Genomic DNA, 25,685 nt, shown 5'->3' with positions numbered 1-25,685 from the left:
GGATGTACGCCTTGTCCACCGCGGCCATCGCCCTGACGGCCTGCCGCATCTGGTGGACGGGTACCCCGGTGATCCGCTCGACGCGCTCGGGCCACCAGGAGGCCAGCGAGGTGCGTACCTCGTCGAACCCGGTGGTCCTGGCGGCGACGTACTCCTCGTCCACCAGCTCGTCGGCGATGGCCAGGTGCAGCATCCCGAGGGCCAGCGCCAGGTCGGTGCCGGGCGTGGGCTGCAGGTGCAGCCAGGCCAGCTTGGCCGTCTGGGTGCGGCGCGGGTCGATGACGATCACGCGCGGCCCGGACAGGTGGCGGACGAAGGGCGGCATGGTCTCGGCCACGTTCCCGCCGGCCAGCATGACGACGTCGGCGTCGTCCAGGTCGGTGATCGGGAACGGCATGCCCCGGTCCATGCCGAACGCCCTGGTGGAGGCGGCGGCGGCCGAGGACATGCAGAAGCGGCCGTTGTAGTCGATCTGGCTGGTGCCGAGGGCGACCCTGGCGAACTTGCCCAGCGTGTACGCCTTCTCGTTGGTCAGCCCACCCCCGCCGAACACGGCCACGGCGTCGGGGCCGTGCTCGGCGCGGATGGCGGACAACCGGTACGCCACGTAATCAAGCGCGACGTCCCATTCCACGGGCTCGCCGTGCAGGAGGGGGGTGGTCAGGCGCTCGCCGTTGGTGAGCAGCTCGCCCGCCGTCCATCCCTTCTGGCACAGCGCGCCCGAGGCGTTGGCCGGGATGTCGGTGCGCGGGCTGATGGTCAGCTCGCGGCCGGTCTCCGTGACCTTCTCCGCGGTTATCTCCATGCCGCACTGCAGGGCGCAGTACGGGCAGTGCGTCTTCGTCGCCACATCAGACCCGGGCATGGGCGAGGCTCGCCACCACGTTGACGCCGACCTTGCGGGTGTAGCACCACCAGGTCAGGGCGAAGCAGGACACGTAGAAGAGGCCGAAGGTGAGGAAGGCGGGGGTCGGGGTGCCGGCCGCGGCGAACGACATGCCGAACGCGCGGTTGATGAGGAACCCGCCGAGCGCTCCGACCGCCGAGATGATGCCGATGGCGGCCGAGGCCTGGCGCTTGCCGTACAGCAGGGCCTCCTCGCTCTCGCCGCGCTCGGCCACCGCCTTGGCCTGGAAGATGGCCGGGATCATGCGGTAGGTGGAGCCGTTGCCGATGCCGGCGGTGAGGAAGAGCAGCTGGAAGGCCAGGAAGAACAGCCAGAAGCTGCCGGAGGTGCTCGCCGCCCAGACCAGCAGCACGCCGCCGCCCATCGCGGCGAAGTTCCACAGCGTGACCGGGGCGCCGCCGAGCCTGTCGGCCAGCAGGCCGCCCAGCGGCCTGATCAGCGACCCCACCAGCGGGCCGACGAAGGCCACCACCGCGAAGGGCGCGTCGGGGAAGAGGCTCTTGCTCAGCAGCGGGAAGGCGGTGGAGTAGCCGATGAACGAGCCGAAGGTGCCGATGTAGAGGAACGACATGATCCAGGTCTGGGCCTTGCCGGCGACCGCGAGCTGGTCGCGGGGGTTGGCCCTGGCGCTGGTCAGGTTGTCCATGAAGAACCAGGCGCAGGCGGCGGCGACCACGATGAGCGGGATCCAGAACCAGCCGGCGGCGGCCAGGCCGAGTGAGCCGATCACCAGGGGCATGACGAGCTGGACCGAGCTGACGCCGACGTTGCCGCCGGCGGCGTTCAGGCCGAGCGCGACCCCCTGCTTGTTGCGGGGGTAGAAGTAGGTGATGTTGGCCATGCTGGAGGCGAAGTTCCCGCCGCCGACGCCGGCCAGCGCCGCGATCACCAGGAAGAGCCAGTAGGGCGTGTCCGGGTTGTTCACCGTCACCCCGAGGAGCACCGCCGGGATGAGCAGCAACGTCGCGCTGACCACGGTGAAGTTGCGCCCGCCGAACTTCGCGGGCCCGAACGTGTAGGGGACCCGCAGGACCGAGCCGATCAGGTTCGGCAGGGCGACCAGCCAGAAGAGCTGGTCGGTGGTGAACTCGTACGACCCCATCTTGGTCGCCACGATGCTCCACAAGGTCCATACGGTGAAGCCGAGGTGTTCGGCAAAGATCGAGAAGATCAGGTTGCGCCGTGCGACGCGCTTGCCTGTCTTCTCCCAGAAGGCTGGGTCATCGGGGTGCCACTCGGCGATCCAGCGCGCCATCGACCTCTCCTACGCTCGGCGTCCGGGGATCTCCAAGGTAGGAAGCGCTCGTTACGCACTTTGACCGTGCGTGGCTGTGCGTTCGTTACGTGTGATTCACCTCGGTAACAAGCCACGCACAAGCGTCACGCCGGAAACATGCTCGTAATGATCGGTTACCAGGCCCTTCCTGGGGTAACAGCACTCACAGCAAGGGGGGAAACATGATCAAAAAGCTGCATGACATGGGTGTGCGCTCGAACCACATGTACACCGCGGGGGTGGTGTCCATCGCGCTGTCCTGCGCGAGCTGGTTCGTGTCGAGGAACGCCGAGTCGGCTGGGCTGGACCGGGCCGACCGGTGGGGGATCTTCATCGGGGAGTGGGCTCCCACGTTCTTCGCTCTCGGGATCGCGCTCCGCATGGAAGAGACCCACCGTGACCTCGAAGAGTCGGGGACGGGGATGTTCGACGAGGCGGAGCGCGTACGCTCGCGGTCGCACGCCGGCGTTTAACGGATATGTCACGCAGGTCACGTCACTGTGCGTGACCTGCGTGACGTGTGTGTGCGGTCAGTCGCGGCGCTCGGCCAGGCGCAGCAGCGGCTCGTCGGTCAGCCGGTAGCGGAACCAGTCGTCCTGGTTGACCGCGCCGAGCTTCTCGTAGAAGCGGATCGACGGCTCGTTCCAGGTCAGGACCGCCCACTCCAGGCGCTGATATCCCCGCTCGGCGCAGATCTCGGCCAGCTGCCGCATCAGGGCGACGCCGTGGCCGCCGCCGCGGTGCTGCGGGCGTACGTACAGGTCCTCCATGTAGACGCCGTGCACGCCGCGCCAGGTGGAGAAGGTCAGGAACCACAGCGTGAAGCCGACCACCTCGCCGTCCTGCTCGGCGATGTGGACGTAGGCGGCGGGATTGTCGCGGAAGAGCGTGTCGCGCAGCTGCTCCTCGGTCACGCGCACCTCGTGGGCGGCCTTCTCGTACGTGGCGAGCTCGCGGATCATGCTGACGATCTCGGGCACGTCAGCGGGCGTTGCAGGACGAATCATGGGAGCCAGGGTACGTGCCGCTGAACCCTGCCCAGTGTGCAATACGTCCTATACCTAGAACGGTATTCCACGAACAGTTGAAGCGCTCAATCAAGACAACCGACAGGGGAGCGGAATCGTGAGCGTTGCACAGGGGCTGGGGGTGCACCCGCCCTCATGCGCGGATCTCAAGCTGGCCCTCACGCTGGGTGAGCGCGCGCTGTTCGTGAACGGCGACCTGCAGACCGCGCGGCGCTGGTTCGACACGGCCTACCGGTACGCGGAGGCGTGCGCCGACCCGCCGGCGCTGGCGCGGGCGGCGCTGGGGCTGGGCGGGATCTGGGTGCACGAGCACCGGACGTGCGCGGAGTCGGAGATGGTGCGCGCCCGGCAGCGGCACGCGCTGTCGCTGATCGACCCGGTCTCCTCGCTCGCGCTGCGGCTGCGGCTGCGGCTCAGGGGCGAGGAGGACTACCGTGCCGGCGGGCACGAGGAGATCATGCGCCTGCTGGCGCGGGCCAGGGGCTCGGGCGACGACCTGGCCCGGGCCGAGGCGCTGAGCCTGGCGCACCACTGCCTGCTCGGCCCCGAGCACGGGGCGCTCCGGCTGGAGCTGGCCGGGGAGCTGATCGGCCAGGCGGCGGTCACCGGGCGCAGGGGCGACCTGCTCATGGGGGTGCTGTGGCGCACGGTCGACCTCTACCTGGCCGCGGACCCGCACGCCGAGCGCTGCCTGGAGGAGTTGCGCCGCCTGCTCGACGGCCACGCCCACCTGGCGGTCGGCTACGTGGTCAGCGCCATCGAGGTCATGCTCGCCATCCGCGCGGGTCGCTTCGACGAGGCGGAGAAGCAGGCCGGCGAGTGCTTCGAGCGCGGTGTGGCGGCCGGCGACATGGACGCGACCGGCTGGTACGGCGGCCAGCTCGGCGCCATCCGCTGGTACCAGGGCCGCGCCGCCGAGCTGCTGCCCGTCCTGTCCGACCTGGTCAGCTCCCCCACGCTCAGCCCCATCGACCACTCCTACGCGGCCGGCCTGGCGCTGGCGGCGGCCGTGGCCGGCGAGCGGCGCCTGGCGGCCGGGCACCTGGCCCGGTTACGCGGCCGGGACCTGGCGGCCCTGCCCAGCTCCAGCACCTGGCTGATCTCGATGTACTGCGTCGTGGAGACCGCGTACCTGCTGCGGGACGCCGACACCGCCGCGAGCGCGTACGCGCTGCTGAGCCCCCACGCCCACCTGCCGATGATGGCCAGCCTCGCCGTGGCCTGCTTCGGCTCGGTCCGGCACTCGCTGGGCATGGCCGCGCTCACCACCGGCGACCTGGACCTGGCCGTCGGACACCTGCGCGCGGCCGTGCACGACAACCTGGCGCTGGGCCACTGGCCGGCCGCCGCGCTGTCCCGCTGCCGGCTCGGGCAGGCGCTGGCGCTGCGCGACGGGCCGCACGACGAGGTGGCCCGCGCCGAGCAGGCCGGCGCCGCGCGGGAGGCCAGGGAGCTGGGCATGGTGCTGCCGGCGGTGGTCGGGCGGGCGTCCGCGGCGGACGGCGCGTGCCGCTTCCGCCGCCACGGGCGGCACTGGCAGGTCGAGCTCGGCGGGCGGCTGGCGCTGGTCGACCACAGCGTCGGCATGCAGCACCTGGCCACGCTGGTGGCCAACCCCGGCCGCGAGATCCTCGCCTCCGACCTGGCCGCGGGCACCTGGCGGCCGGAAGGGGAGGGCGAGTCGGCGCAGCCCGTCCTCGACGACCAGGCCAGGGAGACCTACCGGCGGCGGCTGGCGCAGCTGCGGGCCGAGATCGACGAGCTGGAGTCGCTGAACGACCTCGAACGGGCCTCGGCGCTGCGGCTGGAGCACGAATGGCTGGTGGCCGAGCTGTCCGCCGCGACCGGGATCGGCGGGCGGGCGCGGCCGTTCGCGGGCAGCGAGGAGCGGGCCAGGATCGCGGTCGGCAAGGCGATCAGGCGGGCGCTGGGCCGGATCGCGGCCGTGGACCAGGTGATCGGTGAGGAGTTGCGGGGGTCGGTGCAGACGGGGGTGCGCTGCTCGTACCGTCCGCGGTGACCGCGGAACGCGGGTGGAACGGGATGTCACGCCTCCAGTGAGGGGGCCGCTTTCCCGTTCTTCCACCGCGTACCTTCACTGGGGGACATTCCATGCGCCATCCGCAAAGGCTCGACGTGCCGATCCAGCTCGCGCGCGATGTGCCGGAGCCGCTGCAGGACCAGCTCGCCGCCCAGCTCCGCTCGGCCATCGCCCGTGGGCGGCTCGCGCCCCGCACCCGGATGCCGTCCACCCGCACCCTGGCCCTGGTGCTGGGGATCTCGCGCGGGGTGGCGCTGGCGGCGTACGAGAGGCTGCTGGCCGAGGGGCACATCTCCAGCCGCTGGGGCTCCGGCACGTACGTGTCGGACCCCGATCACCACTCCGACGCACCCGTGCCGAACCAGGTCCGCCACTCCGGCGCACCCGCGCGGGACCAGGTCCGCCACTCCGGCACACCCGCGCCCAACCAGGTCCGCCGCTCCGGCACGCCCGCGCCGGACCCGGTGCCCGGCTCCCGCCCGCACGCGCGCGATGCGTCTCACCGCCGGCCGGCGGGCCTGATCGCGGCGGGCGGCGGTGAGGCAGTCATCGACCTGCGGTCGGACCGGCACAGTGCACAGGGGTTCCCGTCGACCGCCCGGCGGGCGGCCTGGCTGCGTGCCGGCCGCCAGGCACCTCCCCTCGACGCGCCGCCCGCCGGGCTGCCCGCGCTGCGCGCCGCGATCGGCGCGTACCTGCGCGACACGCGCGGCCTCGTGCTGGACGGGCACGAGGTGATCGTCACGGCCGACGTGGGCGACGCTCTGGAGCTGGTCCTGCGCGCGCAGGGCGGCCCCGACCCGGTGATCGCGCTGGAGGACCCCGCGCCGCCGGCGTTACGGGCGGCGCTCGGCCGGCTCGGGACCGTGCTGCCCCTGCCCACGGACGGCGCGGGCGCGCGCCCCGACCGGATCCCCGGCTCCTGCGACATCGTGGCGGTCCTGCCGGAGCGGGGCGCCCCGCTGGGCACCCGGATGACGGTCGAACGGCGCCGCGCCCTGGCCGCGTGGGCACGTGACAGCGGCGGCCTCGTGCTCGAACCCGCCTTCGACGGCCTGTTCAACGCCGCGCTCGGCCCGCGCCCCAGCGTCCTGGCCCTCGGGGACGCGTGGTCGACCGCCATGGTGGGCTCGTTCCGCGACGTCCTGACGCCGACGCTGCGGCTGTCGTTCGCGGTGGTGCCGCGGCGGCTGGCCGGGGAGATCGAGGACGGCATGTCCGCCGGGCCGTCGTTCAGCTGCCAGCTCGCGGTGACCGACCTGCTCACGTCGGGCTGCGTGGCCGGGCGGGCGGAGCACCTGACGACCCTGTACGCCGTCCGGCGGGCGATCGTCCGCCAGGCCCTGGGGGCGTACCCGGGCACCCGGCTGCTCGGCGCGCACACCGGCGCGGCGGCCACGCTCCTGCTCCCGGCGGACCTGCCGGCCACGTCCGTGATCAGGCTGCTGCGGGCCCGGCGGGTGCAGGTGACCGAGCTGGCCGCCTTCCACCACCCGGACGGCGCCCCCGGCAACGGGATCGTCTTCAGCTACGGCCACCTGAACGAGGTCTCGCTGTGCCGGGCACTGCACGCCATGACGCGCACGCTGGACGACCACCGCCTGGCCCGCCGAACGGCCGCGTAGAGGGGCGCGGACGTCGCCGCCGGGTTCCGCGCCAGGCGGCTGCCGCTCGGATCGGGCCCGGCTCACACGAGAGCCACCCCCCGCCGAGCCGGGCCGGTCACCCCTCGGACTCGCCCCGCACGAAGGCGTTGACGATCATCGGCAGCGACGCGTCGAGCCCGACCACGTTGAGCACCCGCTCGTCCTGCGGGTCGCCGACCGTGTAGCCGGCCGCCGTCATCGCCGCGATCACGACGTTGACCTGCGGGTTGAGCGCCCTTCGGTACGCCTCGAGCGCCTGCGCCGGGTGCGAGCGCCCGGCCCAGGTCTCGTTGTCGGTCAGCACGACGACGCCGTCCACCTCCATCCGCTCGCCCAGCGCCCACGTGAAGGGCAGCGACAGGTCGGTGCCGCCGCCCGAGGGCCGTCAGGAGGCGATCTCGCGCAGGTTGGTGCGCGGGGTCACCTTCGAGGCGTGCACGAAGGTGTCGACGTCGATGACGTGGACGCCGCCCCGCTCGATCCTGGCCAGCATGACCGCCATCGCGCACGCGACCTCGTACGCGCTGCCCACCGGCGAGCCGCCCAGGTGGACCCGGTCGTAGCTCATGGAGCCCGAGGAGTCGACGGCGACGAGCAGCCGCTTGCCCGTGGGCGCGACGTTGCCGAACGACAGCTCGTACGCCTCCTCCAGGGCGTCACTGATGGCCGGCAGCGGGTGCCAGCGCTGGATCTCGGCGTGCGGGTGCGGCTGGGCCTGCCCCGAGCCGTACACGCGCAGCGCGAGGAACACCTCCATCGGGTGGATGCGCGCCCTGGCCAGCGCGTCGCGGTCGGTCAGCCGCGCCACGGCCCGGCGCGTCGCCCCGCCTGCCCGGTCGAACGCCCCGATACGGGTCATCCGCGCGAGGTTGCGCAGCAGCGCCGTCATCCCGACGGTGTCGACGAGCTCCTGCCAGACTCGGCTCTCGCCGAGCACCGCGTCCGGCAGGAACTCCCACGGCACCTTCCGCTCGCGCACCACGGTCACGGCCTCGTCCGCGCTGGTGACGGCCTTGGCGGTGAGGAACCGGTCCACCGCCGGCAGGACCTCCCGCGCCGACTCGTCGGGCACGTTCCCGGCGATCCACCCGAACAGCACCGCGCGCTGCTCGTCGTCCGGCACCGGGTGCGCGACGCGCAGCACGTCCCGCAGCGAGAAGCTCTCGCCCTGGGGCGTCCGGCGCTGGGCCGCCTTGCACGCCTTGAACGCCACGTCGTCCGCGGTCCCCTCCAGGAACCACGACCCGAGCGCGGTCCGCAGCGACCGCCCGCTGACCATCGACACGCCCTGCGCCGTGGGCTTGCCGCCGAGGTTCTTGTAGTAGCCGAAGAACTGGGCGAGATGGTCGGTGGTGCGCGCCACCTTCGGCAGCGCCGCCTTGGCGGCGCGGCGCGTGCCCTCGTCGCCCATGGCGTACGCCGCCGCCAGCGCGAACAGCACCGGCCGCGGCTTGGGGGCCCGCGGCGGCCGCGCGGTGGAGATCTCGGTGAGCAGCCCGACGACCCGCGGGCCGTCCGCGTCGATCGCCTCGTCCAGCACGCTGGTGTTCTTCCTGGTCAGCTCCCACTTGTGCACGTAGTAGGTGCCGCCCGTGGTGCCGAGGATCAGGAAGTCCGTCAGCTTCGTCCACAGGTCCTTCGGGAAGACGTAGCCGCCCTCGGCGTTGGGCACCTGGTCCGCTCGCCCCGGCATGCGCACGCGCTGCGGGGTGGAGAGGGCCGACACGGAAGCGAGCGGATCACGGGCCACGAGGACCTCCTTCACGTGGATCGAGGGGCGCGGATGTGGGATCGCCCACCGGCTTTCTTCGGTTGCTCTGCCATCTGAGCTACGTCCGGCGACGCCGGGGCCACCGTGACGGCGGGACTCGAACCCGCGACCCACTGATCCCATGACCGACGGGCTTCGACCCGCGCCCCTGCCGACGGTACTGAAGGGATGACCCCGGCCACACCTGGTTTTCCCTGCGCACGGCACACTGGTGCTGGTCACGTACGAGAAAGGTTGACACCCATGGAAGAGCGCGTTTTGGGACGTACCGGGCGCCGAGTCGGCGTGGTCGGCCTCGGCGCCTGGCAACTCGGCGCCGACTGGGGCCAGGTGACGGAGGACGAGGCCGTCGCCACCCTCCAGGCGGCGGTGGACGGGGGCGTCACCTTCATCGACACCGCCGACGTGTACGGCGACGGGCGCAGCGAGCAGATCGTCGGCCGCTTCGCCAAGGACCGCCCGGAGCTCACCGTGGCCACCAAGATGGGCCGCCGGATGGAGCAGATCCCCGCCAACTACGTGATGTCCAACTTCCGGGCCTGGAACGAGCGCTCCCGGCGGAACCTCGGCGTGGACACCATCGACCTGGTCCAGCTCCACTGCCCCCCGACGCTGGTCTACTCGACGGACGCCGTGTTCGACGCCCTGGACACGCTGGTCGCGGAGAAGAAGATCGCCGCGTACGGCGTCAGCGTCGAGACCTGCGAGGAGGCCCTGACCGCCATCGCCCGGCCGGGCGTGGCGACCGTGCAGATCATCCTCAACGCGTTCCGGCTCAAGCCGCTGGAGCGGGTCCTGCCGGCCGCCCGCGCCGCCGGGGTGGGCATCATCGCCCGGGTCCCGCTGGCCAGCGGCCTGCTGTCCGGCAAGTACGACGAGCACACGACGTTCGCGGCCGACGACCACCGCAACTACAACCGGCAGGGTGAGGCGTTCGACGTCGGGGAGACGTTCTCGGGCGTGGACTTCGCCACGGGCCTGGAGGCGGTCCGCCGCCTGGCTCCCCTGGTGCCCGCGGGTCTCACCATGGCCCAGTTCGCGCTGCGCTGGATCCTCGACCAGGAGGGCGTCTCGGTCGTGATCCCCGGGGCCCGCAACCCGGCCCAGGCCGCGGCCAACAGCAGCGCCGCCTCGGTGCCGCCGCTGGACGCCGCCACCCTGGACGCGGTGCGCGCCGTCTACGACGACCTGATCCGGCCCCAGGTCCACGACCGCTGGTGACCATTGACGCCGCCGCCTATGCTTAGGAAACTTTCCTAAGCATTCTCGCCAGCTCCACCCTTCCCCCCAAGGAGCCATCATGCACGCGAGAAAATGGGCGGCCGGCGCCACCTCGGCCCTCCTGACCTCTGCCCTGCTGGCCGTCGCCGCCCCCAGCGCCGCCGCCACGCCCACCGGCTGCACCGCACAACTCGACACCCAGACCCGCGGGGCGTGGAGCCTGTGCACCTCGGGCACCGGCGAGCACCGGATCCGCGTTCTGCAACGGCACTTCCTGCCGGAGGTCGGCCTGATCCCGATCGAGGGCCCGTGGCAGCCCGTCGGCACGGTCTCCTACACGGGCATCACCCCGCACACGACGGTCAACATCTGGGTCGAGACCCGAGGCTGACCACCGACAAAACACCGCCCGCCCCCACCAGGGGACGGGCGGGGCTCGGCCCTACAGGCTCTGCTGCGGGTTGGCCGGCAGGTAGAAGTTCCAGCTACCGCCCCCGTCGTGCGACCCTCCGGCGGGGCAGACCCCGTTCGTCGGGGCCCCGTTCCACCAGAGACCGAAGCACTTGCGGCAGTGCCGCCAGTTGTCCTGCTTAGTCGTGTCCGCCATGACTTTCCCCCCAGGGTGACCAGCAATGTGGCGCCTGCGCGCCCGCCCCACCAGAGTCGCCCCCGGCGTGACGAGGGTCATGAGTACCCCCTACTCAATCCGGCCCGGCCCGATCGCCCGGCCAGCAGGCTGATCACTCCGAGTCCGGCGATCGCTGGCGACACACCCGCCGACCCCCGAGCGGCCCCGCCCATAGAGGTACGGGGCCGCGAGGTGACACGTTTCAGCAGGTGACCGTCTTGTCGTACGACCCCACCTTGAACGTCCATTCGCGCGAGCTGCCGTGGGCGAGCGTCGCGCAGGGACCGTCGGGCCCCCAGCTGATGACGACCTTGACCCGCACGGTCCTGCCGCACTCGTTCCGCAGCCACACGATCAGGCCGTGCGGCTGCTCGTCCACCACCCGCGCGACGCACCCGGGAGCCGTCCCGGCAGCGGCGGCGCGCCCGGCGACCGCCCCGGCCGCCGAGGCGGGCCCGCCCGCCCCCAGCAGCAACCCACCGGCCGTGACGACCCCCGCCAGTACGGCGAGCGACGATCTGACGATGCGCAACCTCTCCATCGAGCGATCCGCCCTTTCCGCGCGTCTCTTGAACTGCTTCCCTCGCACCCCCGGACGCTACTACGCATCGCACATGTAAAGTAACTCTAAGTTACAGAACTATCCCCCGCCAGCTCAGACCCGCCAGGTGAGGCCCCGTCAACGCGACCCGCACCGAACCGGCAAGGCCATTCATCCAAGCTACGGAAACGCACATCAATAGCCGCGGACCTCCCGCCAAAACCCCCATCGCTATCGCTCTGATACCGGGTACGGCCTAAGCTCCTTTCGGGATTCCAAACGGGGCGACGGGGGGCTCGGCGATGCGACGGACTCGGCTGTTCGCGTTCCTTCTCGCCTGCATACTGCTGTCCGCGGGAGCCTTCTATCTGGGCCACGACGACGAGCCGCCGAGCGCGGCACCGGAATGGAATCCGGGCCCGTTCGACCCACCGGTTCAGTACGCATTCATTCCGGAGAATACCGACTGCCACAACGACCTCACCGCGGCACCGGAGGAGAGTGCCGAACCCGCCATCATCACGTGCAGCGAATGGCGACTGCACGTCAACTACACGCTGGGCGAGGGAAGACAGGACCTGGACATCACCTATGGCGCCGGCTGCAGCGGCGCCGACGCCGAGCCAAACGAATGCTCAAGCGATGTCCAGCTCCCCGACGCCGTCAGCCAATTCCAGGTGGACGCCGATCGGCGCCGGCAAACTGTACGACTCGCCGTCACCCCTGATGGCCACTTCATCGCGTACTTCAGCAAGTCGTGGATGCGCTACGTCGCGTGGGACCTGCGCACCGGACAACGCGCGGCCATCTCGCCCCGGCTGGACGCGAAAGCGCTCGCAGACGTGAGCGGCGTGGAAATCTCACCCGACGGCCGCTTCTTCGCGGTCGCGTTCACCGGCGCGCGACCCCGGCTCCTCCTCACCGAATTCGCCACCGCCCGAACCGCCACTTTCCCCGGCTTCTGCGGCGTACTCGGCCTGAGCCGGGCCGCCACCGCGACAGCCGCCCACCGCGTTTGTCTTGACGCCGGAGAGGACGACCCGGCCGGCCGTACCATGACCCTGCTGAACCGCCAGGGCGCCACCATCGGTGAATGGACCGGCGGGGAATTCACCGGCTCCCTTTCCCCGGACGGCCGCCGGACGGCCGAGGTGCTCGCCACCTACGGCGAGGACGGCCAGGAACACCTCGTCCTCCGGGACGCCGGGACCGGCAAGGTCAAGCGCAAGCTCGGACTCCGGCTCCTCTCGGAGCCGAGCGACGCCATCGCGTACGGCTGGCTCGACGACGACGAGTTCCTCGTCCAGGCCGATACGCCGGAATCCGTCGGCTCGTTCGGCTATTACGCGGTCAACGTCCGGACAGGCAGGTCCGCCCGGCTCGAACATCTCCCGCTGGACCTGGGCGCACACATGGTGCCCGGCAAGCTCCGCGTCGAGAAGCAGCGACCCGCCCTGTAGTTGATCAGGCCGCGAAAGCAAAGCCCTGGCAAGCGCTTCCCAATGCCGACAGTCACGCGGCCTGAACGGCCCCCGCCTTCGGTCACGGATCCGAGTGTCCACAGGGACGCCATGGGGAGCGCTCGGAGCGGCGGGTCGGAGGTGTGCGGCAGCTCAGCTGTCTAGCGTTGCTTGAGGCGGAGCGCTTCCTTGCGGTTCTCCGCCTGGACGGCCCGCTCGCGCTCCAGCCAGGCCGGGTTCTCCGCCTTCAGCGCGTCGATCTCAGCGGTGGTGAGCGGTTCGGTGATCCCGCCTCTGATCAGGCCGGAGATGGAGACCCCGAGCTTCGCGGCGATGACCTGCTTGGGGTGCGGGCCGTTACGGCGCAGGTCGGTGAGCCACGCGGGCGGCGTCGCCTGCAGCTCGTTCAGCTCGTCCCTGGAGACGACACCCGCCTGGAACTCGGCGGGAGTCGCCGAGAGAAGGACACCCAGCTTCTTGGCCGCGGTCTCGGGCTTCATCGTCTGGATGGTCTTCGATTTGGACGAGGTCATAGCGCCAAGCGTAGTCAGTCGGAACGGGTTCTCTGACATCGGTACGCTGAGGAAGTGACTGATGGGGAGACCGGCAGAGAGTTCCGGCTGGCGTACGTGCCCGGGGTGACACCCGCGAAATGGGTCAACGTCTGGACCGAGAGGATGCCCGACGTGCCGATCACCCTGGTCACGGTTCCCGCCGCCGAGGTGGTGGCACTCCTGCGGGACGGCGGCGCCGACGCCGCGTTCGTCAGGCTGCCGGTCGACCGGGACGGACTCAGCGTGATCCCCCTCTACGTGGAGACCACGGTGGTCATGGTGCCCAAGGACCACGCGGTCACGGCCGCCGACGAGGTGACCTTCGCCGACCTGACCGACGACGAGGTGTTCCATCCCCTGGACGACACCATCGAGTGGACGGCCCGGCCCGGGCTGCCCGCGTTCACCCGCCCGCCCACCACAGCGGCCGCGGTCGAGCTGGTGGCGGCCGGCACCGGGCTCGTCCTGGTTCCGCAGTCGCTGGCCCGCCTCCACCACCGCCGAGACCTCACCTACCGCCCGGTGGCTGACGCGCCGCAGTCCCAGGTCGCGCTGGCCTGGCCCACGGACGCGACCACTGACCTGGTGGAGGATTTCATCGGCGTCGTCCGCGGCCGGACGGTGAACAGCTCGCGAGGCCGTACCCCGGCTTCCCCTGCGGAGAAGCCGGCGGAGAAGCCTGGGAAGAAGCCTGGGGAGAAGCCGCCGCAGCGGCAGGCGCGAAAGCCCGCACAGAACGGCTCCGGCCGCCGGGCCGCGCCGTCGTCCAGCCGCAGGAGGAAGGGCAACCGGCCGAGGTGACCTGCCGCCCCGACCCGCTCCGCGGCAGATGGGAAGATCTGAGGACCGTACCCGCTCGACGGAAGAGAATCCTCGGCATGGCCGTCATCCACAACACCGCCCTGAAGCCGACCAAGCTGGAACTGCTCACCGCCTGGCTGCCCTCCCGCCCGTGGTACTCCGGCGGCGCGCATGTACCCGAACTGGCCAAGGCCGGCGGCTTCCGGCTGGACGACCCGCAGGGTGCGGTCGGGATCGAGTTCATGGTGGTCACCGACACTTCCGGCGCTGACCCGGCCGGCTACCTGGTGCCGCTCACCTATCGCGGTGCCCCGCTCGACGGGGCGGAGCACGCCCTGATCGGCACCATGGAGCACGGGGTGCTGGGGCGGCGCTGGGCCTACGACGGCTGTCACGACCCGGTGCTGGTCACCCAGTTGCAGGCCCTGATCGAGGGCCGGGTCCAGGCCCAGGACCAGAACGCCAGCGACACCCCCGACCGGGAGGTCACCCGCTCGTGCCTCGGCGACGGCCTCGCCCCCGCCGACTTCACCACCACCGCCACCGACGACCAGGAGGGCACCGAACTGCCCGCACCGCGGGGTATGACCCTCCGCCTGCACCGGCTCCTGCGCCCTGGCGCCCCGGACAACACGCCTGCCCTCCCACCGGACGCGATAGGCCACGTCGCCGGCTCCTGGCACATGCCGGATGGCACCCGCACGCGAGGGCTGTTCGCCGTCTTGCGCACCGTCCCACGCGCCTAGGCACCCTACGGACGGCCAGGGCCGCTCTCCCGATCATCCGGGAGCCGAGTCCCCGCCGGAGGCGTATGCATCTGATCATTTCGTTCCACCAGCGCCATGACCCCTGACGCCAGCATGAAGGCAACCCCGATGAGGGCGAAGGTGACGCCCGAAGTGCCTCCAGACGTGAACGCGGCGACAACGAGGGCGAGCAAGCCAAGCCCGACGAAGCAGAGCAGTATGTCGCGGTTCTTCATGGCGAGCGATCGTAGGGCTGCGGGGCGCCTGGTGCATGGACGGGCCCCGCCGGCGTCCGCTCCTGCAGCAGTACGGCGAAACCGTCGAGATGGCGGGCCAGGCTGTACTCGAACAGGCCGTCCAGATCTGACACCGCCTCCCCAGGAATCGTGGCCAGCAGGGGAAAACGTCCACTGTCGAGGAGTTCGTCGGATCGGTGCTGCTGTTCGAGCCACCACCGCGTGAGGGTCACACCGGTCTCCTGCTCCGCCTCGACCTCGTCGGCCCTGGACAGGGCGACGGTGACGACCAGGGCGTGCAGCGCGAGTGCCTCTCGTATCCGTGTCGTCATGGACAGCCCCAGCCCGTCGAGCGCGCGCAGGGTCCACTCGGTGTGGGCCATCATGTTGGGCACGAGCAGCGGGCGGGTGAACGAGATGGCCCTGGGCAGCCAGATGTGCCGCTGCCCCAGCTGCCATTGCCGGCGGGAGACCAGTTCGAGCTTGGCCCGCCACCCCTCCGGCCCGGGGGTGGGCAGTTCCGATTCGCCGAAGACCTGGTCGACCATCTGCGTCACCAGCTCGTCCTTGTTCGCCACGTGCCGGTAGAGCGACATCGGGCCGACGCCGAGTTCGGCCGCGAGCCGCCTCATGGACACGGCACCGAGCCCCTCGGCGTCGGCGATCTCGATGGCGGTGCGGAGCACGTGCTCGCGGTTCAGTGCCTGCCTGGGAGGTGGTTCCGGCTGCTGGAGGTCCGGGCGGGCGGCGACCACCGTACCGGCGCCGACCCTCGCCACGACCAGCCCCTCGTCGCGTAGGGCCGCCATCACCTTGGTCGCGGTCGCGATCGCGACGCCCCAGCGCTGAGCGATCTGCCGGATGGACGGCATCCGCGCGCCTGACCGCAGGTCGCCGGAGAGGATCCGGGCACGGAGCTCTTCGACTATGCGCCGGTAAGGCGGATCCTGGCTCGACGACTGCATGAGGCCCCTTGGTGTACTAGTTCACTTCTTCAGGCTACTAGTTCACTTTATAGCGTTAGCCAGCTGTATAGCGGAAATACCGCGCATACGCTGTACGCATGACACTTGTTACACCGTACGCAGTCAGATTGTGGCACCGGCCGTTGATGGTCATGGTGGCGGCGATGTCGGCGCTCATCGTCGTCGCGGGTTTCGGTCTCTTCGCGGACGGCCGCGAGCTCATGGAGCAGTCGGTCTGGGCGAAGCCGTTGAAGTTCGGGGTCTCGTTCGTCATGTACGGCGCCACGCTCGCCTGGATGCTGCCGCAGCTCCGCAAGGCAAGGCGCACGATGTGGACCCTCGGAACGGCCTTCGCCGTCGCCGGTCTGATCGACGTCGGCTTCATCGTGGTGCAGGCGGCCCGCGGCACGTACAGCCACTTCAACGCCGAAACCGACGCGTTCAACGCGATCGGGCAGCTGGTCTTCTCCACGGGCGTGATAGGGCTGTTCGGAGCGACCCTGCTCATCGCCGTCATGCTGCTGTTCCAGCGGACCGGTGACGCGGCTCTCACCTGGGCCCTGCGCGCCGGGATCGGGCTGGCCGTCCTGGGCATGGCGCTGGCGTCCTTCATCACCGGGTCGACCTCGGCGAACGGACCCCGGACGGCCAAGGACGCCTACGGCAACCCGGTGTCACTCGTGGGGGGCCACGGGGTGGGCGTGCCGGACGGTGGCGGCATGCCGATCACGAACTGGAGCACCGTGGGCGGCGACCTGCGCGTTCCGCACTTCATCGGCCTGCACTCCGTCCAGGTGTTCGTGCTGGCGGTGCTCATCCTCACCACCCTCGCGACCCGGATCACCCGGCTCCGCCACGAACGCGTACGCGCCCAGCTGACCGGGGTCGTCATCCTGGGATACACCGCGCTGTTCGCCATCACGGCGTGGCAGGCGCTGCGCGGTCAGGCCCTGATCCACCCCGACGCGGCCACGTGGACCGCACTCGCGGTGACGATCTTCGCGACCACGCTGCTGGCGGCCCTGGCCCTCGCAGCGGCCCGCCGCCGCATCGATACGGCACCCGCCCCATCCACCGGCCGGGACCGGATCGCGATCCGGTGATCAGCCGAGGAGGTCGGCGCGCCGACGCCGAAGCATTCTCTCATGCCGGAAGACCGAGCCCCGGCCGCTTCCGGCCCTGACTGCGCCACAAAGGCGTAGATCCACTGCGGGGATTCGAAACTCTGGCATGTACGGAAGCGCATGAATCAGTCACTCTGAGTACAAGGCCCAATCGGTCAATGGAGGAGGCACCGAATGATCCCAGGCTGCGGAAGCTGCAACTGTGACGACGTGATGTACCAGGGCACACCGTCGCACTGGACGCAGTTGCACGTCGAGTAGGAGACGCGGCAGGAGCCCCGCCGAACCGTGATCGCCGGGGCTCTCGCCAACTGACGGAACCCATGCCCCTACGCGCGCCTCGAAGCCAGGTGACGAGAACCGCCCGCCAGCGTGTAGTCAGGTGATCTCAGGCGAGCATCGCGCCGGGACGCCGAACCGTTCGTAGAACGGAAACGGGTGCCTGCGAGTTCCTCAGGATCTGCCACGTGAGCAGCCCCGGCCAGTATGTGCATGGTCATGTTGTGGTGGGCGACTTCGATGTCACTCAGCTTGTCGCTCAAAGATGATCTAGGAGGGTGGGATCACGGGATTCTGACGCTCCGAGACGTATCCGGGAGCGGTTCCATACCCACCCCTCCTTGAGCTGCGGGCCCCAAGGCGCTCTGACCAGACTCCAAACAACCCGAAGCTTAGATTTTGAGGCCTAAGCGCCACAAGGGATGTGCCCTGGTCTGCCCGTATGCCGTCGCCCCACCCGAAGGGACAGCGGGACAGCCGCGGGGGCTGCCCCAGCCGCGCGCCGGCGCCAGGATCATGACGGAGAGAAGGCGGCCCCGCGGCCGGTCTTCTAGGGCTTGCCCTGGGACGGCGGTGTTCTCCACCCGTAACGCCTCCAAGACTGCGACACAGCTTTGTGTCTCTGCTTTCGGATCGCGACATCCCGATCGAGGACATCTCGTGCCTGCTCAGGCACGCCAACACGGTGGTTGCGGAGACGGTCTACCGTCAGCAGATACGGCCAGTCATCGCGCGGACGACGAGGCATAGCCGTTCAACATGTCACTCAGTTTGAACTTTCTGCTGGTGGGCGTTGCTGGGTTCGAACCAGTAACCCGCATCTAACCTCGGTGAGAACGTTCCTCCCGAGTCCTCAGCCCTGCTCGCTCGTCCAGGGCCGTTGCCACGCAAATAGTCACTCAGCGGGGACGTTGACAGGAGGCGGGGCTCCAGATAGGCCGTCTCCCAGCGAGCCGGCGGTGGCGGCGGCTTTGAGATGACTGGCCGCCACTCGTTCAGAAGGCTCGTGACGTCGGCGGCGCCGGATGGGACACCCCGGTATCACGTCGATCAGGAGTTCGCCAGGCCGCGCGATGCTCCGACCGCCGACTCCGCGACGCCGGGTCTCTCGGCCGCCACGCGTCTGGGGCGCCGAACGGAAGAGGACCGAAATGTAACCAGACCCCGAGAAAATGTAACCAGCACATGGTTACATTTGGCCTATGAGCCAGCACGTGAACGAATTGGTCGCGCGTCTTCGAGCGACCGGGGGCGACTATGACGATGTCGAGGTCAAGTCGGCGGCAGGAGGGCTGCCGCAGTCGCTCGCCTCAACCCTGAGCGCGCTCGCAAACCATCCAGGCGGCGGGACGATCATCCTCGGCCTCGACGAGGCCACCGGCTTTCGTCCGGTGCAGCTTTCAGATCCGCAAGCTCTCAAGCAGGGCCTCGCTCACAAAGCTCGCTCGTTCTCGCCACCGGTCCAGCTCACGATCAGCGATGCGGAAGTGGATGCGGCACCGGTCATCGTCGCCAGAGTGCATGAATGCGATCCGTCCGCCAAGCCGTGTCGGATCGCGGCGTCGGGCACGGCATACATGCGGGGGTACGACGGAGACTTCCCACTGTCGGATCTGGAAGAGCAGGCATTCCTCGCCGCCCGGAAGCCACCACTCTTCGACCGGCAGCCCGTGACAGGCGCGACCCGCGAGGACCTGGACAGCGACCTTGTCACAACGTTCCTACGTTCGGTGCGCGAACGGGATCCCCACGGCCTGGGCCGTTTCCCTGACGATGCCGAGTTGCTCCGGCGTGCTGGAGTGACTCTGCCCGACGGCACTCCGACCGTCGCAGGGCTGTTGGCTTTGGGGGTTCATCCACAGGAGTGGTTTCCGCGCTTCGTCATCCAGGCTTCGGCGGAGCCATTGCCGACCGATCCCGCAGGATCGCGGGCTCGGAACCAGACGACGATCACGGGGGCGATTCCACGAATGCTGGAAGAGGCCCTGAGCTGGGCCCGGCGAACCTTCGACACGAGCGTCGTGTCAGCGCCGGACGGGACTGTTCATGATCAGCCCGCCTATCCATACATCGCATTTCGCGAGATCATCGCGAACGCTCTTCTCCATCGCGACCTCGATCATTGGTCCGCTGGCATGGCCGTCGAGGTTCGGCTCCGCCGTGACCGGCTAATCGTCTCCAACCCGGGCGGCCTGTACGGCATCACGGTCGATCGGCTCGGTCGGGACGCCGTCACCTCCGCACGCAACGCGCGACTCGTGGCGATCTGCCAGCACGCTCGCACACCAGAAGCAGGCGCGCGAGTGATCGAGGCTCTGGCGACCGGCATCCCGATCGTGGGTGATGCCCTGGCAGAGGCCGGGCTCCCACCTGCGCACTACATCGACGCCGCTATTCGATTCACCGTCGTCCTAAGGCAGCAGGCGGTTCCCGTCATCCGCCCAGGCGACGACCTGAACGAGACGGAGCTACGCGTCTACGACGCCTTGGCGACCGGTACGCGCAGTGTCGCCGACCTCAAGCAAGACCTGAACCTGTCCGCACCCAACATCCGCAAGGCACTCCGCGAACTGAGATCGAGGGGGCTCGTCGAACAACTGGGGGGCCAAGGACGGCCAACAACCTACCGCAAGCTCTCGGAGTAACAGGGGCTGCTGATGTCCTCGCACGCCGGTTCGCCCAGCGAGACAAGATGACCACTGACCCCAGCAACTGCCCCAGGTTCGAACAGCGACTGATCAGGCCAATCTCGTCGATGACAGCGAAATTCGCATGCCTGCTTGCGCGAGCCAACAGCGCGACAACCCCGCAACATGATCGCTTCGGAGCTTCTTGACGCAGGTGGGCGGTACTGGGTTCGAACCAGTGACCCCTCGCTTGTAAGGCGAGTGCTCTACCGCTGAGCTAACCGCCCCTGATCGGCACTACACCTTACGACACCAAGGGCCCCGATCGCACATCCATCGCCCACCCAGGCCCCAGCTCAGGCCGCCCCGCCGCGCGCCAGCCGAGCAGGGACGCCCCGAGCATCCCGGCGTCCACCCCGAGGGCGGCCGGGATCAGCGGTGGCGCCTCGCGGAAGGCCAGGCGCTTGATCAGGCGCGTACGCACCGGGTCGAACAGGGCCGGGCCGGCTTCCGCCAGGCCGCCGCCCAGGACGATCACCGAGGGGTCCAGCAGCAGCGTGTACGTGGCCAGCGCCAGCGACAGCGCCTCCACGGCCTCGTCCCAGACCTCTATGGCGATCGGGTCGTCCGACGACACCACCTGCTCGGCCTTGACGCCGTCCAGGCCGGCCCGCTGGCTGTAGCGGCGCCCGACCGAGGCCGCCGACGCGTACGTCTCCAGGCATCCGAACTGGCCGCACGCGCACTGCTCCCCGTCCGGGAACACCGGCGTGTGGCCGATCTCGCCGGCCCAGCCGGAGGCGCCGCCGTACGGCTCGCCGCGGATGATCGAGGCGCCGGCGATGCCCGTGCCGATGGGGAGGAAGAGGAAGTCGGAGACGCCGCGGCCGGCGCCGAGGATGCTCTCGGCCAGGCCCCCCGTGCGTACGTCGTGCCCCAGCAGCACCGGGATGTCCAGGGTGGTGAAGTCGGTGGCGGGGACGTCGCGCCAGCCCAGGTTCGCCGCGTACACGGCCGAGTTCTCGGACACCAGCCCCGGCACGGCCAGCCCGACGCCGGCGGGGATGCCGTCGCCCGAGGCGGCCAGGTGGCTGATGAAGTCGGAGATCGCGGCCACGACCGCGTCCGGCCCCTCCGTGCGGGGAGTCGGGCGCCGCTCGCTCAGCAGCACCGCGCCGGACTCGCTGACCAGGCCGCCCTTCATGGACGTGCCACCGACGTCGAGCGCGACGACGAACGAACTCATTGCGGACACGATAGGAGACGATAGCGCAGCTCAGTAAATGTCCGGGAAAGGTGTGGGAGAGCGGGCGGCCTCAGCCGCTCACCAAGCCCCGAAACCCCCGGTGAGCCCCCAGTGCACCACGACGGCCCGCCGACGCCTCCTGGGGCCGCTACGCCCGCCCCAGCACCCGGTTGAGCGCCGCCTCCACCTCCGCCGACAATCCGGGCGGTGGAGCCACCGAGGCCGGGCTGAGCGTCTCCGACGAACGGGCCATCCGCACGGCCCCGCAGGACCGGCACTCCACCTCCCCCAACCGGCAGATCAGCGCCGTGGACTTGCAGGTGGCGCAGGAGTCGAGGTCGAGGTCGTGCAGCCGTTGACAGTCCGGGCAGATCAGCACCTGGGACTCGTTGCGCACCCCGCGCTGCCACGGGCTGGCACCGCGCACCGGGTCTGTCTGCCGGGCCCCGCAGCGGTAGCAGGGCATCCTTCCCTCCGAGGTCATGAAATGTCGGCGAGTGCCTTGACGTAGTCGGCGACGTCACGTGCCGAGGAGATCGGATTGACCACCGACCACCGGATCACGCCCTCGCCGTCGATGATGAAGGTCCCCCGCTGAGCGAGCCCCTTCGCCTCATCGAACACACCGTACGCCCGCGCGACCTGTCCGTGTGGCCAGAAATCAGAGAGCAGGGCAAAGGTATAACCCTCGCGATCCGCCCATGCACGGTGCGTGAACACGGAGTCCACGGACACGGTGAGCACCCGCGCCCCCTCGATCGGATGATCGCGCAGGGCGGACAGCTCACCGTGACAGATCCCGCTGAACGCCAGCGGGTAGAAGACCAGCACGACCTTCTCGCCCCGAAAGTGAGCAAGGCTCACCGGAGTGCCGTGCTGGTCCTGCAGCTCGAAATCCGGAGCCAGGGCGCCGACCTCGGCAGGATGTGCGTTCACACCAACATCCTGCCGTACGGCTGACGCTCAGGCCCCTATCGGCGGCTGCCCTTCGGCGGGACGAGCCTGGTGCCGGACCAGTCGGGTGCGGCGGAGATGCTGCTGGTCTGCGAGAGACCCGCGGTAGCGGCATCCTCCCCGATGTCGCTCGGCTCCACGTGGCCATCGCGCCCGGCCTTGGGAGTCAGCAGCCAGATCTGGCCTTCGTTGGCGAGTGCTCGCATGGCGTTGGTCAGAGCGTCGAAGAGGTCTCCGTCGCCGTCGCGCCACCACAGCAGCACCACGTCTACGACGTCGTCGCTCTCCTCGTCCAGCAGCTCGTTGCCGGTCAGGTCCTCGATGGAATCGCGAAGCTCGTCGTCGACGTCCTCGTCCCAACCGATCTCCTGCACCACCTGACCCGGCTTGAGGCCGAGTCGTTCGGCCAGGCCGCGCTCGCCCTGCGCCTGACCCGCGGTCGCGCTCACGTTTATCCCTCCTGCTTGAGTGGCCCCGCTTATGCGGTTTATCGCTTCGGCACAGTCCACACGCTGTGACCCTCAGTCGTCAACGGTCGCCACGGGTCCGGCCTGTGCCCAGGCAAAATCAATCAGACAAAAACGACAGGCGAACCTGACGTTGCGGGTTGTCGACGTTGAGGTCCACCAGCGCGATCGACTGCCACGTGCCCAGTGCCATTCGCCCGCCCAGCACGGGGATCGAGGCGTACGGCGGGATCAGGCCGGGCATGACGTGTGACCTGCCGTGGCCGCGCGAACCGTGGGCATGACGCCAGCGGTCGTCGGCCGGCAGCAGATCGCGCAGCGCGGCCAGCAGATCGTCGTCACTGCCCGAGCCGAGCTCCAGCAGGGCGACGCCCGCGGTCGCGTGCGGCACGAAAATGTGCAGCAGCCCGTCCTCACCCTGGGCACGAACGAAGTCGGCACATTCTGCCGTGATGTCGTGCACCGTCTCTCTGGAACCAGTGGCCACAGAGATGATTTCAGATCTCACAGGGAAATCTTACTTAGGCACAACGACGGCATCAGGGCCGGGAAACACCAGCCCGGTGTGCCCGTCGTCGAACCTCACCATGTACGGGGGCCCGCCGTCCATGCCCTGGACCTCCGTGATGACTCCGCTCCGGTCCCTTTCGCCAACGGTATTCCCGTGCACCAGGAGCCGGTCTCCTACCGTCGCATTCATACCTCCCACATTGGTACGCGGAATGCCGGAGGAAAAGACCGATTCATAAGTTTTGCTCCCCCTAGAGGGGGAGGAAGAAAGATGACCAGACCGTTACGCTGCGCGGATGTGGCGTTTCGGCCTGCGCGGCAAGATGGCGGCCTCGTACGTGCTGGTCACCGCGACCGCGGTGTTCCTGGTCGAGGCCGTGATCGCGGCCATCTACCTGATCCCCTGGGCCAACGCCACCGATCTGGCGGCCGTGCTGCAGGAGCAGGCGGCCAACGACACCACTGTGCTGAACCTGGAGGTGGCCAGGATCTCCACCACCCGCCCCGGCCTCTCGCCCGCCGAAGTCCTGGCCGCGGTCGCGGCGGGGACGCGGGACAGTAAGGTCGCGGACGACGCCCGGCGGCGGGCGGTCCCGGGCGAGGTCCAGCCGCGGGCGCTCCCGAGCGAGGTCCAGCCGCGGCCCGTCCCGGGCGACGACCCGCCGCAGGCGGTCCCGAGCGCGCCCCCGCCGCGGACGGACGTCCCGCCGCGGACGCTCGTGGGCGGCGCCGAGCCGCTGCACAAGCAGGGGCTGGCCATGCTGGCCGCCCTGGTGGACATGTCCGGCGCCGTCGTCGAGAGCTCGGCGCCCGCGATCTACCCCGTAGGAGGCACGCTCGACGTCTCCCCGCCGGGACTCCGGGGCGGCCCCGGAGTGGGCAGCACCAGGACGGGGCCGACGACCTGGCACTTCAGCCCGGTGCTGATCAAGTCGCCGGACGGCTCGGCGGGCTTCGACGCGATCGGGTACGTCTACGTACAGGCCCCCTCGGACGCCGCGCCCACCCCCACGGTCGGGGAGCTGCTCCCCCTGGTCGCGGCCGGCGGGCTGGCACTGGCGCTGGTGGTGCCGGTGGGGCTGGTGTTCGGGTTGCTGAGCACGCGCCGGCTGACGAGCCGGGTGCGCCGCCTGGCCGGCGTGACGACGGCGGTGGCGGCCGGCGACTTCCGCCCGCGGGTCCCGGTGGCGGGCTCCGACGAGGTGAGCACGCTCGAACGCTCGGTCAACCTCATGGCCGACCGGCTCGGCGCGGCCGTGGAGGCGGACAGGGCGACCGCGCGCGCCGAGGCCAGGCAGGCCGAGCGCGGCCGGATCGCCAGGGAGCTGCACGACTCGATCTCCCAGGACCTGTTCTCGCTGAGCCTGCTGGCCGCGGGCATGCGCCGGGCGGCGCCGGGCGGCCTGCGCGAGCAGTCCGAGGCGATGGAGCGCACGGCCGCCCGCGCGATGCGCGAGATGCAGGCGCTGCTGCTGGAGCTGCGCCCGGTGGCGCTGGAGGACGCGGGCCTGCTGCCCGCCCTGCGTGAGCTCTGTCACGCCTATGAGGAGCGGCTCGGCGTCGCGGTCGAGGCGGAGCTGGACGAGGTCACGCTGCCGCCCGCCGCCGAGCACGCGGTGCTGCGCCTGGTGCAGGAGGCGGTCGGGAACGCGGTCAAGCACGCGAACCCGAGCAGGATAGAGGTACGCCTGCGCGAGCGCGACGGCGCGATCACCGTGTCGGTGTCGGACGACGGCACCGGCTTCGACCCGGCGGACGTGGCCACCAGGCACGGCATGGGGCTCAAGCTGATGCGCGAGCGGGTCACGGAGCTCGGGGGCCGGCTGGACCTCCACAGCGACGAGAGCGGTACGACGGTGACGGCGAGGCTGACATGACGATCGGCGGCGACGGGGACGGCGGGCCTGACCCGACGGCCCACGGAGACACGACGGCCCACGGAGACACGACGACCGGTGGCGACGCGCCCGGCACGACGATCCGCGTGCTCATCGTGGACGACCACCAGGTCGTCAGGCAGGGCCTGCGTTTCGTCCTGGAGCAGGAGGACGGCGTCGAGGTCGTGGGCGAGAGCGGCGACGGCGAGGGCGCGCTGCGCGCGGTGGAGCGGTGCCGGCCCGACGTGATGCTGCTCGACCTGGTGATGCCGGGGCTGGACGGCCTGGCGGTGCTGGAGCGGCTGCGCGGGCTGGAGCGGCGGCCGGCGGTGATCGTGCTGAGCTCGTTCCAGGAGGACGACAGGGTGGTGGCGGCGGTACGCGCGGGCGCGCTGTCGTACCTGTCGAAGACCTCCGCCGTCGACCGCGTGGTGGAGGCGGTGCGCGTGGCCGCGCGCGGCGGCAGCGTGCTGGAGCCGGGGGTCGCGGCGCTCCTGCTGGGCCGCATGCGCCGGCCCCTCGACACGCTGACCCCGCGCGAGCGGGAGGTCCTGGTCGCCCTGGCGCGCGGCCGCTCGAACGCCGAGATCGCCAGGGACCTGCGCATGGGAAGGGAGACGGTCAAGACGCACGTCTCCAGCATCCTGGCCAAGCTCGGCGTGGCCGACCGCACCCAGGCCGCGATCTACGCGCTCCAGCAGGGGCTAGTGCCGCTCGACCAGGCACTCTAGGCCCACTCGAGGCAGGCGGGAGGCACGGCGGCTAGACTCGCCCGCCGCG

General features: G+C 70.3%; 27 protein-coding genes, 1 tRNA gene and 1 pseudogene. 12 read left to right on the top strand and 17 right to left on the bottom strand.

Going from position 1 to position 25,685, the window contains the following annotated elements; translation table 11 throughout:
* On the bottom strand, positions 1-865 hold an 865-nt coding region (locus ACTWPW_RS23290), incomplete at its 3' end, for a molybdopterin oxidoreductase family protein (protein WP_443169892.1).
* Positions 852-2,162, bottom strand: coding sequence for an MFS transporter (locus tag ACTWPW_RS23285; RefSeq protein ID WP_375115328.1), 1,311 nt, complete (start codon positions 2,160-2,162; stop codon positions 852-854). The genes ACTWPW_RS23290 and ACTWPW_RS23285, both read right to left, overlap by 14 nt.
* Before the next feature lie 203 nt (positions 2,163-2,365).
* Here ACTWPW_RS23285 and ACTWPW_RS23280 point away from each other — a divergent pair, with 203 nt between their 5' ends.
* A complete protein-coding gene (locus tag ACTWPW_RS23280) occupies positions 2,366-2,656 on the top strand; it encodes a hypothetical protein (RefSeq protein WP_375115329.1) in 291 nt (96 codons plus the stop codon).
* A gap of 57 nt (positions 2,657-2,713) precedes the next feature.
* Here the strand turns inward: ACTWPW_RS23280 and ACTWPW_RS23275 are convergent, their stop codons facing one another.
* Positions 2,714-3,190 carry a GNAT family N-acetyltransferase gene (locus tag ACTWPW_RS23275; protein ID WP_364125378.1) on the bottom strand — a complete coding sequence of 159 codons (477 nt, stop codon included), beginning with the start codon at positions 3,188-3,190 and terminating at the stop codon, positions 2,714-2,716.
* A 118-nt stretch (positions 3,191-3,308) separates the two neighbouring features.
* Between ACTWPW_RS23275 and ACTWPW_RS23270 the strand changes: the two genes are divergently transcribed.
* Positions 3,309-5,231, top strand: a complete 1,923-nt coding sequence (locus ACTWPW_RS23270; RefSeq protein ID WP_443169891.1) for a hypothetical protein — start codon at positions 3,309-3,311, stop codon at positions 5,229-5,231.
* A 92-nt stretch (positions 5,232-5,323) separates the two neighbouring features.
* Positions 5,324-6,877 carry an aminotransferase-like domain-containing protein gene (locus ACTWPW_RS23265; protein WP_443169890.1) on the top strand — a complete coding sequence of 518 codons (1,554 nt, stop codon included), beginning with the start codon at positions 5,324-5,326 and terminating at the stop codon, positions 6,875-6,877.
* 97 nt (positions 6,878-6,974) lie between these two features.
* On the opposite strand, the pseudogene ACTWPW_RS23260 reads toward ACTWPW_RS23265, so the two are convergent.
* Both ACTWPW_RS23260 and ACTWPW_RS23255 read right to left on the bottom strand, forming a co-directional pair.
* Positions 6,975-7,262, bottom strand: a pseudogene (locus ACTWPW_RS23260) (hypothetical protein); the annotation flags it as partial.
* Between the two features lie 21 nt (positions 7,263-7,283).
* Complete coding sequence (locus ACTWPW_RS23255; RefSeq protein WP_443169889.1) at positions 7,284-8,648, bottom strand: TROVE domain-containing protein; 1,365 nt, start codon at positions 8,646-8,648, stop codon at positions 7,284-7,286.
* 264 nt (positions 8,649-8,912) lie between these two features.
* Here ACTWPW_RS23255 and ACTWPW_RS23250 point away from each other — a divergent pair, with 264 nt between their 5' ends.
* Together ACTWPW_RS23250 and ACTWPW_RS23245 are read left to right on the top strand one after the other, a co-directional pair.
* Positions 8,913-9,890, top strand: coding sequence for an aldo/keto reductase (locus ACTWPW_RS23250; protein WP_375115333.1), 978 nt, complete (start codon positions 8,913-8,915; stop codon positions 9,888-9,890).
* Positions 9,891-9,969: 79 nt separating this feature from the next.
* A complete protein-coding gene (locus ACTWPW_RS23245; protein ID WP_375115334.1) occupies positions 9,970-10,281 on the top strand; it encodes a hypothetical protein in 312 nt (103 codons plus the stop codon).
* Positions 10,282-10,332: 51 nt separating this feature from the next.
* Here ACTWPW_RS23245 and ACTWPW_RS23240 read toward each other — a convergent pair whose 3' ends face one another.
* Positions 10,333-10,497 (bottom strand): hypothetical protein, encoded by a 165-nt coding sequence (locus ACTWPW_RS23240; RefSeq protein WP_364125397.1) that lies wholly within the window; start codon positions 10,495-10,497, stop codon positions 10,333-10,335.
* 223 nt (positions 10,498-10,720) lie between these two features.
* The gene (locus tag ACTWPW_RS23235; protein ID WP_443169888.1) at positions 10,721-11,059 is read right to left on the bottom strand and encodes a hypothetical protein; all 339 of its coding nucleotides are present in this window, start codon (positions 11,057-11,059) and stop codon (positions 10,721-10,723) included.
* 302 nt (positions 11,060-11,361) lie between these two features.
* On the opposite strand from ACTWPW_RS23235, the gene ACTWPW_RS23230 reads away from it, so the two are divergent.
* The gene (locus ACTWPW_RS23230; RefSeq protein ID WP_375115336.1) at positions 11,362-12,519 is read left to right on the top strand and encodes a hypothetical protein; all 1,158 of its coding nucleotides are present in this window, start codon (positions 11,362-11,364) and stop codon (positions 12,517-12,519) included.
* A gap of 161 nt (positions 12,520-12,680) precedes the next feature.
* Here the strand turns inward: ACTWPW_RS23230 and ACTWPW_RS23225 are convergent, their stop codons facing one another.
* The gene (locus tag ACTWPW_RS23225; RefSeq protein WP_364125409.1) at positions 12,681-13,052 is read right to left on the bottom strand and encodes a DUF5997 family protein; all 372 of its coding nucleotides are present in this window, start codon (positions 13,050-13,052) and stop codon (positions 12,681-12,683) included.
* Between the two features lie 54 nt (positions 13,053-13,106).
* Here ACTWPW_RS23225 and ACTWPW_RS23220 point away from each other — a divergent pair, with 54 nt between their 5' ends.
* Together ACTWPW_RS23220 and ACTWPW_RS23215 are read left to right on the top strand one after the other, a co-directional pair.
* The gene (locus ACTWPW_RS23220; protein WP_375115337.1) at positions 13,107-13,874 is read left to right on the top strand and encodes a LysR family substrate-binding domain-containing protein; all 768 of its coding nucleotides are present in this window, start codon (positions 13,107-13,109) and stop codon (positions 13,872-13,874) included.
* Positions 13,875-13,951: 77 nt separating this feature from the next.
* Positions 13,952-14,620, top strand: a complete 669-nt coding sequence (locus ACTWPW_RS23215; protein WP_443169887.1) for a maltokinase N-terminal cap-like domain-containing protein — start codon at positions 13,952-13,954, stop codon at positions 14,618-14,620.
* Positions 14,621-14,625: 5 nt separating this feature from the next.
* On the opposite strand, the gene ACTWPW_RS23210 is transcribed toward ACTWPW_RS23215, so the two are convergent.
* The gene (locus ACTWPW_RS23210) at positions 14,626-14,856 is read right to left on the bottom strand and encodes a hypothetical protein (protein WP_443169886.1); all 231 of its coding nucleotides are present in this window, start codon (positions 14,854-14,856) and stop codon (positions 14,626-14,628) included.
* On the bottom strand, positions 14,853-15,821 hold the full coding sequence (locus ACTWPW_RS23205; protein ID WP_443169885.1) for a TetR/AcrR family transcriptional regulator C-terminal domain-containing protein: 969 nt from the start codon (positions 15,819-15,821) through the stop codon (positions 14,853-14,855). The genes ACTWPW_RS23210 and ACTWPW_RS23205 overlap by 4 nt, the downstream gene beginning before the upstream one ends.
* Positions 15,822-15,919: 98 nt before the next feature.
* On the opposite strand from ACTWPW_RS23205, the gene ACTWPW_RS23200 reads away from it, so the two are divergent.
* Positions 15,920-16,924: a hypothetical protein gene (locus tag ACTWPW_RS23200; protein ID WP_443169884.1), complete on the top strand. Its 1,005-nt coding sequence runs from the start codon at positions 15,920-15,922 to the stop codon at positions 16,922-16,924.
* 1,502 nt (positions 16,925-18,426) lie between these two features.
* Positions 18,427-19,869 carry an ATP-binding protein gene (locus ACTWPW_RS23195; RefSeq protein WP_443169883.1) on the top strand — a complete coding sequence of 481 codons (1,443 nt, stop codon included), beginning with the start codon at positions 18,427-18,429 and terminating at the stop codon, positions 19,867-19,869.
* A gap of 197 nt (positions 19,870-20,066) precedes the next feature.
* On the opposite strand, the gene ACTWPW_RS23190 is transcribed toward ACTWPW_RS23195, so the two are convergent.
* From ACTWPW_RS23190 to ACTWPW_RS23160, 7 genes are all read right to left on the bottom strand, one after another.
* Positions 20,067-20,138 (bottom strand) — tRNA-Val (locus tag ACTWPW_RS23190).
* A gap of 17 nt (positions 20,139-20,155) precedes the next feature.
* Positions 20,156-21,097: an ROK family protein gene (locus tag ACTWPW_RS23185; protein WP_443169882.1), complete on the bottom strand. Its 942-nt coding sequence runs from the start codon at positions 21,095-21,097 to the stop codon at positions 20,156-20,158.
* 148 nt (positions 21,098-21,245) lie between these two features.
* Positions 21,246-21,524 (bottom strand): hypothetical protein, encoded by a 279-nt coding sequence (locus ACTWPW_RS23180; RefSeq protein ID WP_375115346.1) that lies wholly within the window; start codon positions 21,522-21,524, stop codon positions 21,246-21,248.
* A gap of 53 nt (positions 21,525-21,577) precedes the next feature.
* Positions 21,578-22,033: a peroxiredoxin gene (locus ACTWPW_RS23175; RefSeq protein WP_375115347.1), complete on the bottom strand. Its 456-nt coding sequence runs from the start codon at positions 22,031-22,033 to the stop codon at positions 21,578-21,580.
* A 35-nt stretch (positions 22,034-22,068) separates the two neighbouring features.
* Positions 22,069-22,500 carry a DUF3052 domain-containing protein gene (locus tag ACTWPW_RS23170; RefSeq protein WP_364125452.1) on the bottom strand — a complete coding sequence of 144 codons (432 nt, stop codon included), beginning with the start codon at positions 22,498-22,500 and terminating at the stop codon, positions 22,069-22,071.
* A 118-nt stretch (positions 22,501-22,618) separates the two neighbouring features.
* Positions 22,619-23,026, bottom strand: a complete 408-nt coding sequence (locus ACTWPW_RS23165) for a secondary thiamine-phosphate synthase enzyme YjbQ (protein WP_375115348.1) — start codon at positions 23,024-23,026, stop codon at positions 22,619-22,621.
* Between the two features lie 9 nt (positions 23,027-23,035).
* Positions 23,036-23,218, bottom strand: coding sequence for a DUF1918 domain-containing protein (locus ACTWPW_RS23160; protein WP_364125456.1), 183 nt, complete (start codon positions 23,216-23,218; stop codon positions 23,036-23,038).
* Between the two features lie 106 nt (positions 23,219-23,324).
* Between ACTWPW_RS23160 and ACTWPW_RS23155 the strand changes: the two genes are divergently transcribed.
* Positions 23,325-24,905 (top strand): ATP-binding protein, encoded by a 1,581-nt coding sequence (locus tag ACTWPW_RS23155; RefSeq protein WP_443169881.1) that lies wholly within the window; start codon positions 23,325-23,327, stop codon positions 24,903-24,905.
* A complete protein-coding gene (locus ACTWPW_RS23150; RefSeq protein WP_375115350.1) occupies positions 24,902-25,636 on the top strand; it encodes a response regulator in 735 nt (244 codons plus the stop codon). The genes ACTWPW_RS23155 and ACTWPW_RS23150 overlap by 4 nt, the downstream gene beginning before the upstream one ends.
* The last annotated feature ends 49 nt before the right edge of the window (positions 25,637-25,685 follow it).

Source organism: Nonomuraea sp. KM90, from assembly GCF_052246675.1.
Classification (GTDB): Bacteria; Actinomycetota; Actinomycetes; order Streptosporangiales; family Streptosporangiaceae; genus Nonomuraea.
This window is presented reverse-complemented; position numbering and strand designations above follow the sequence as displayed.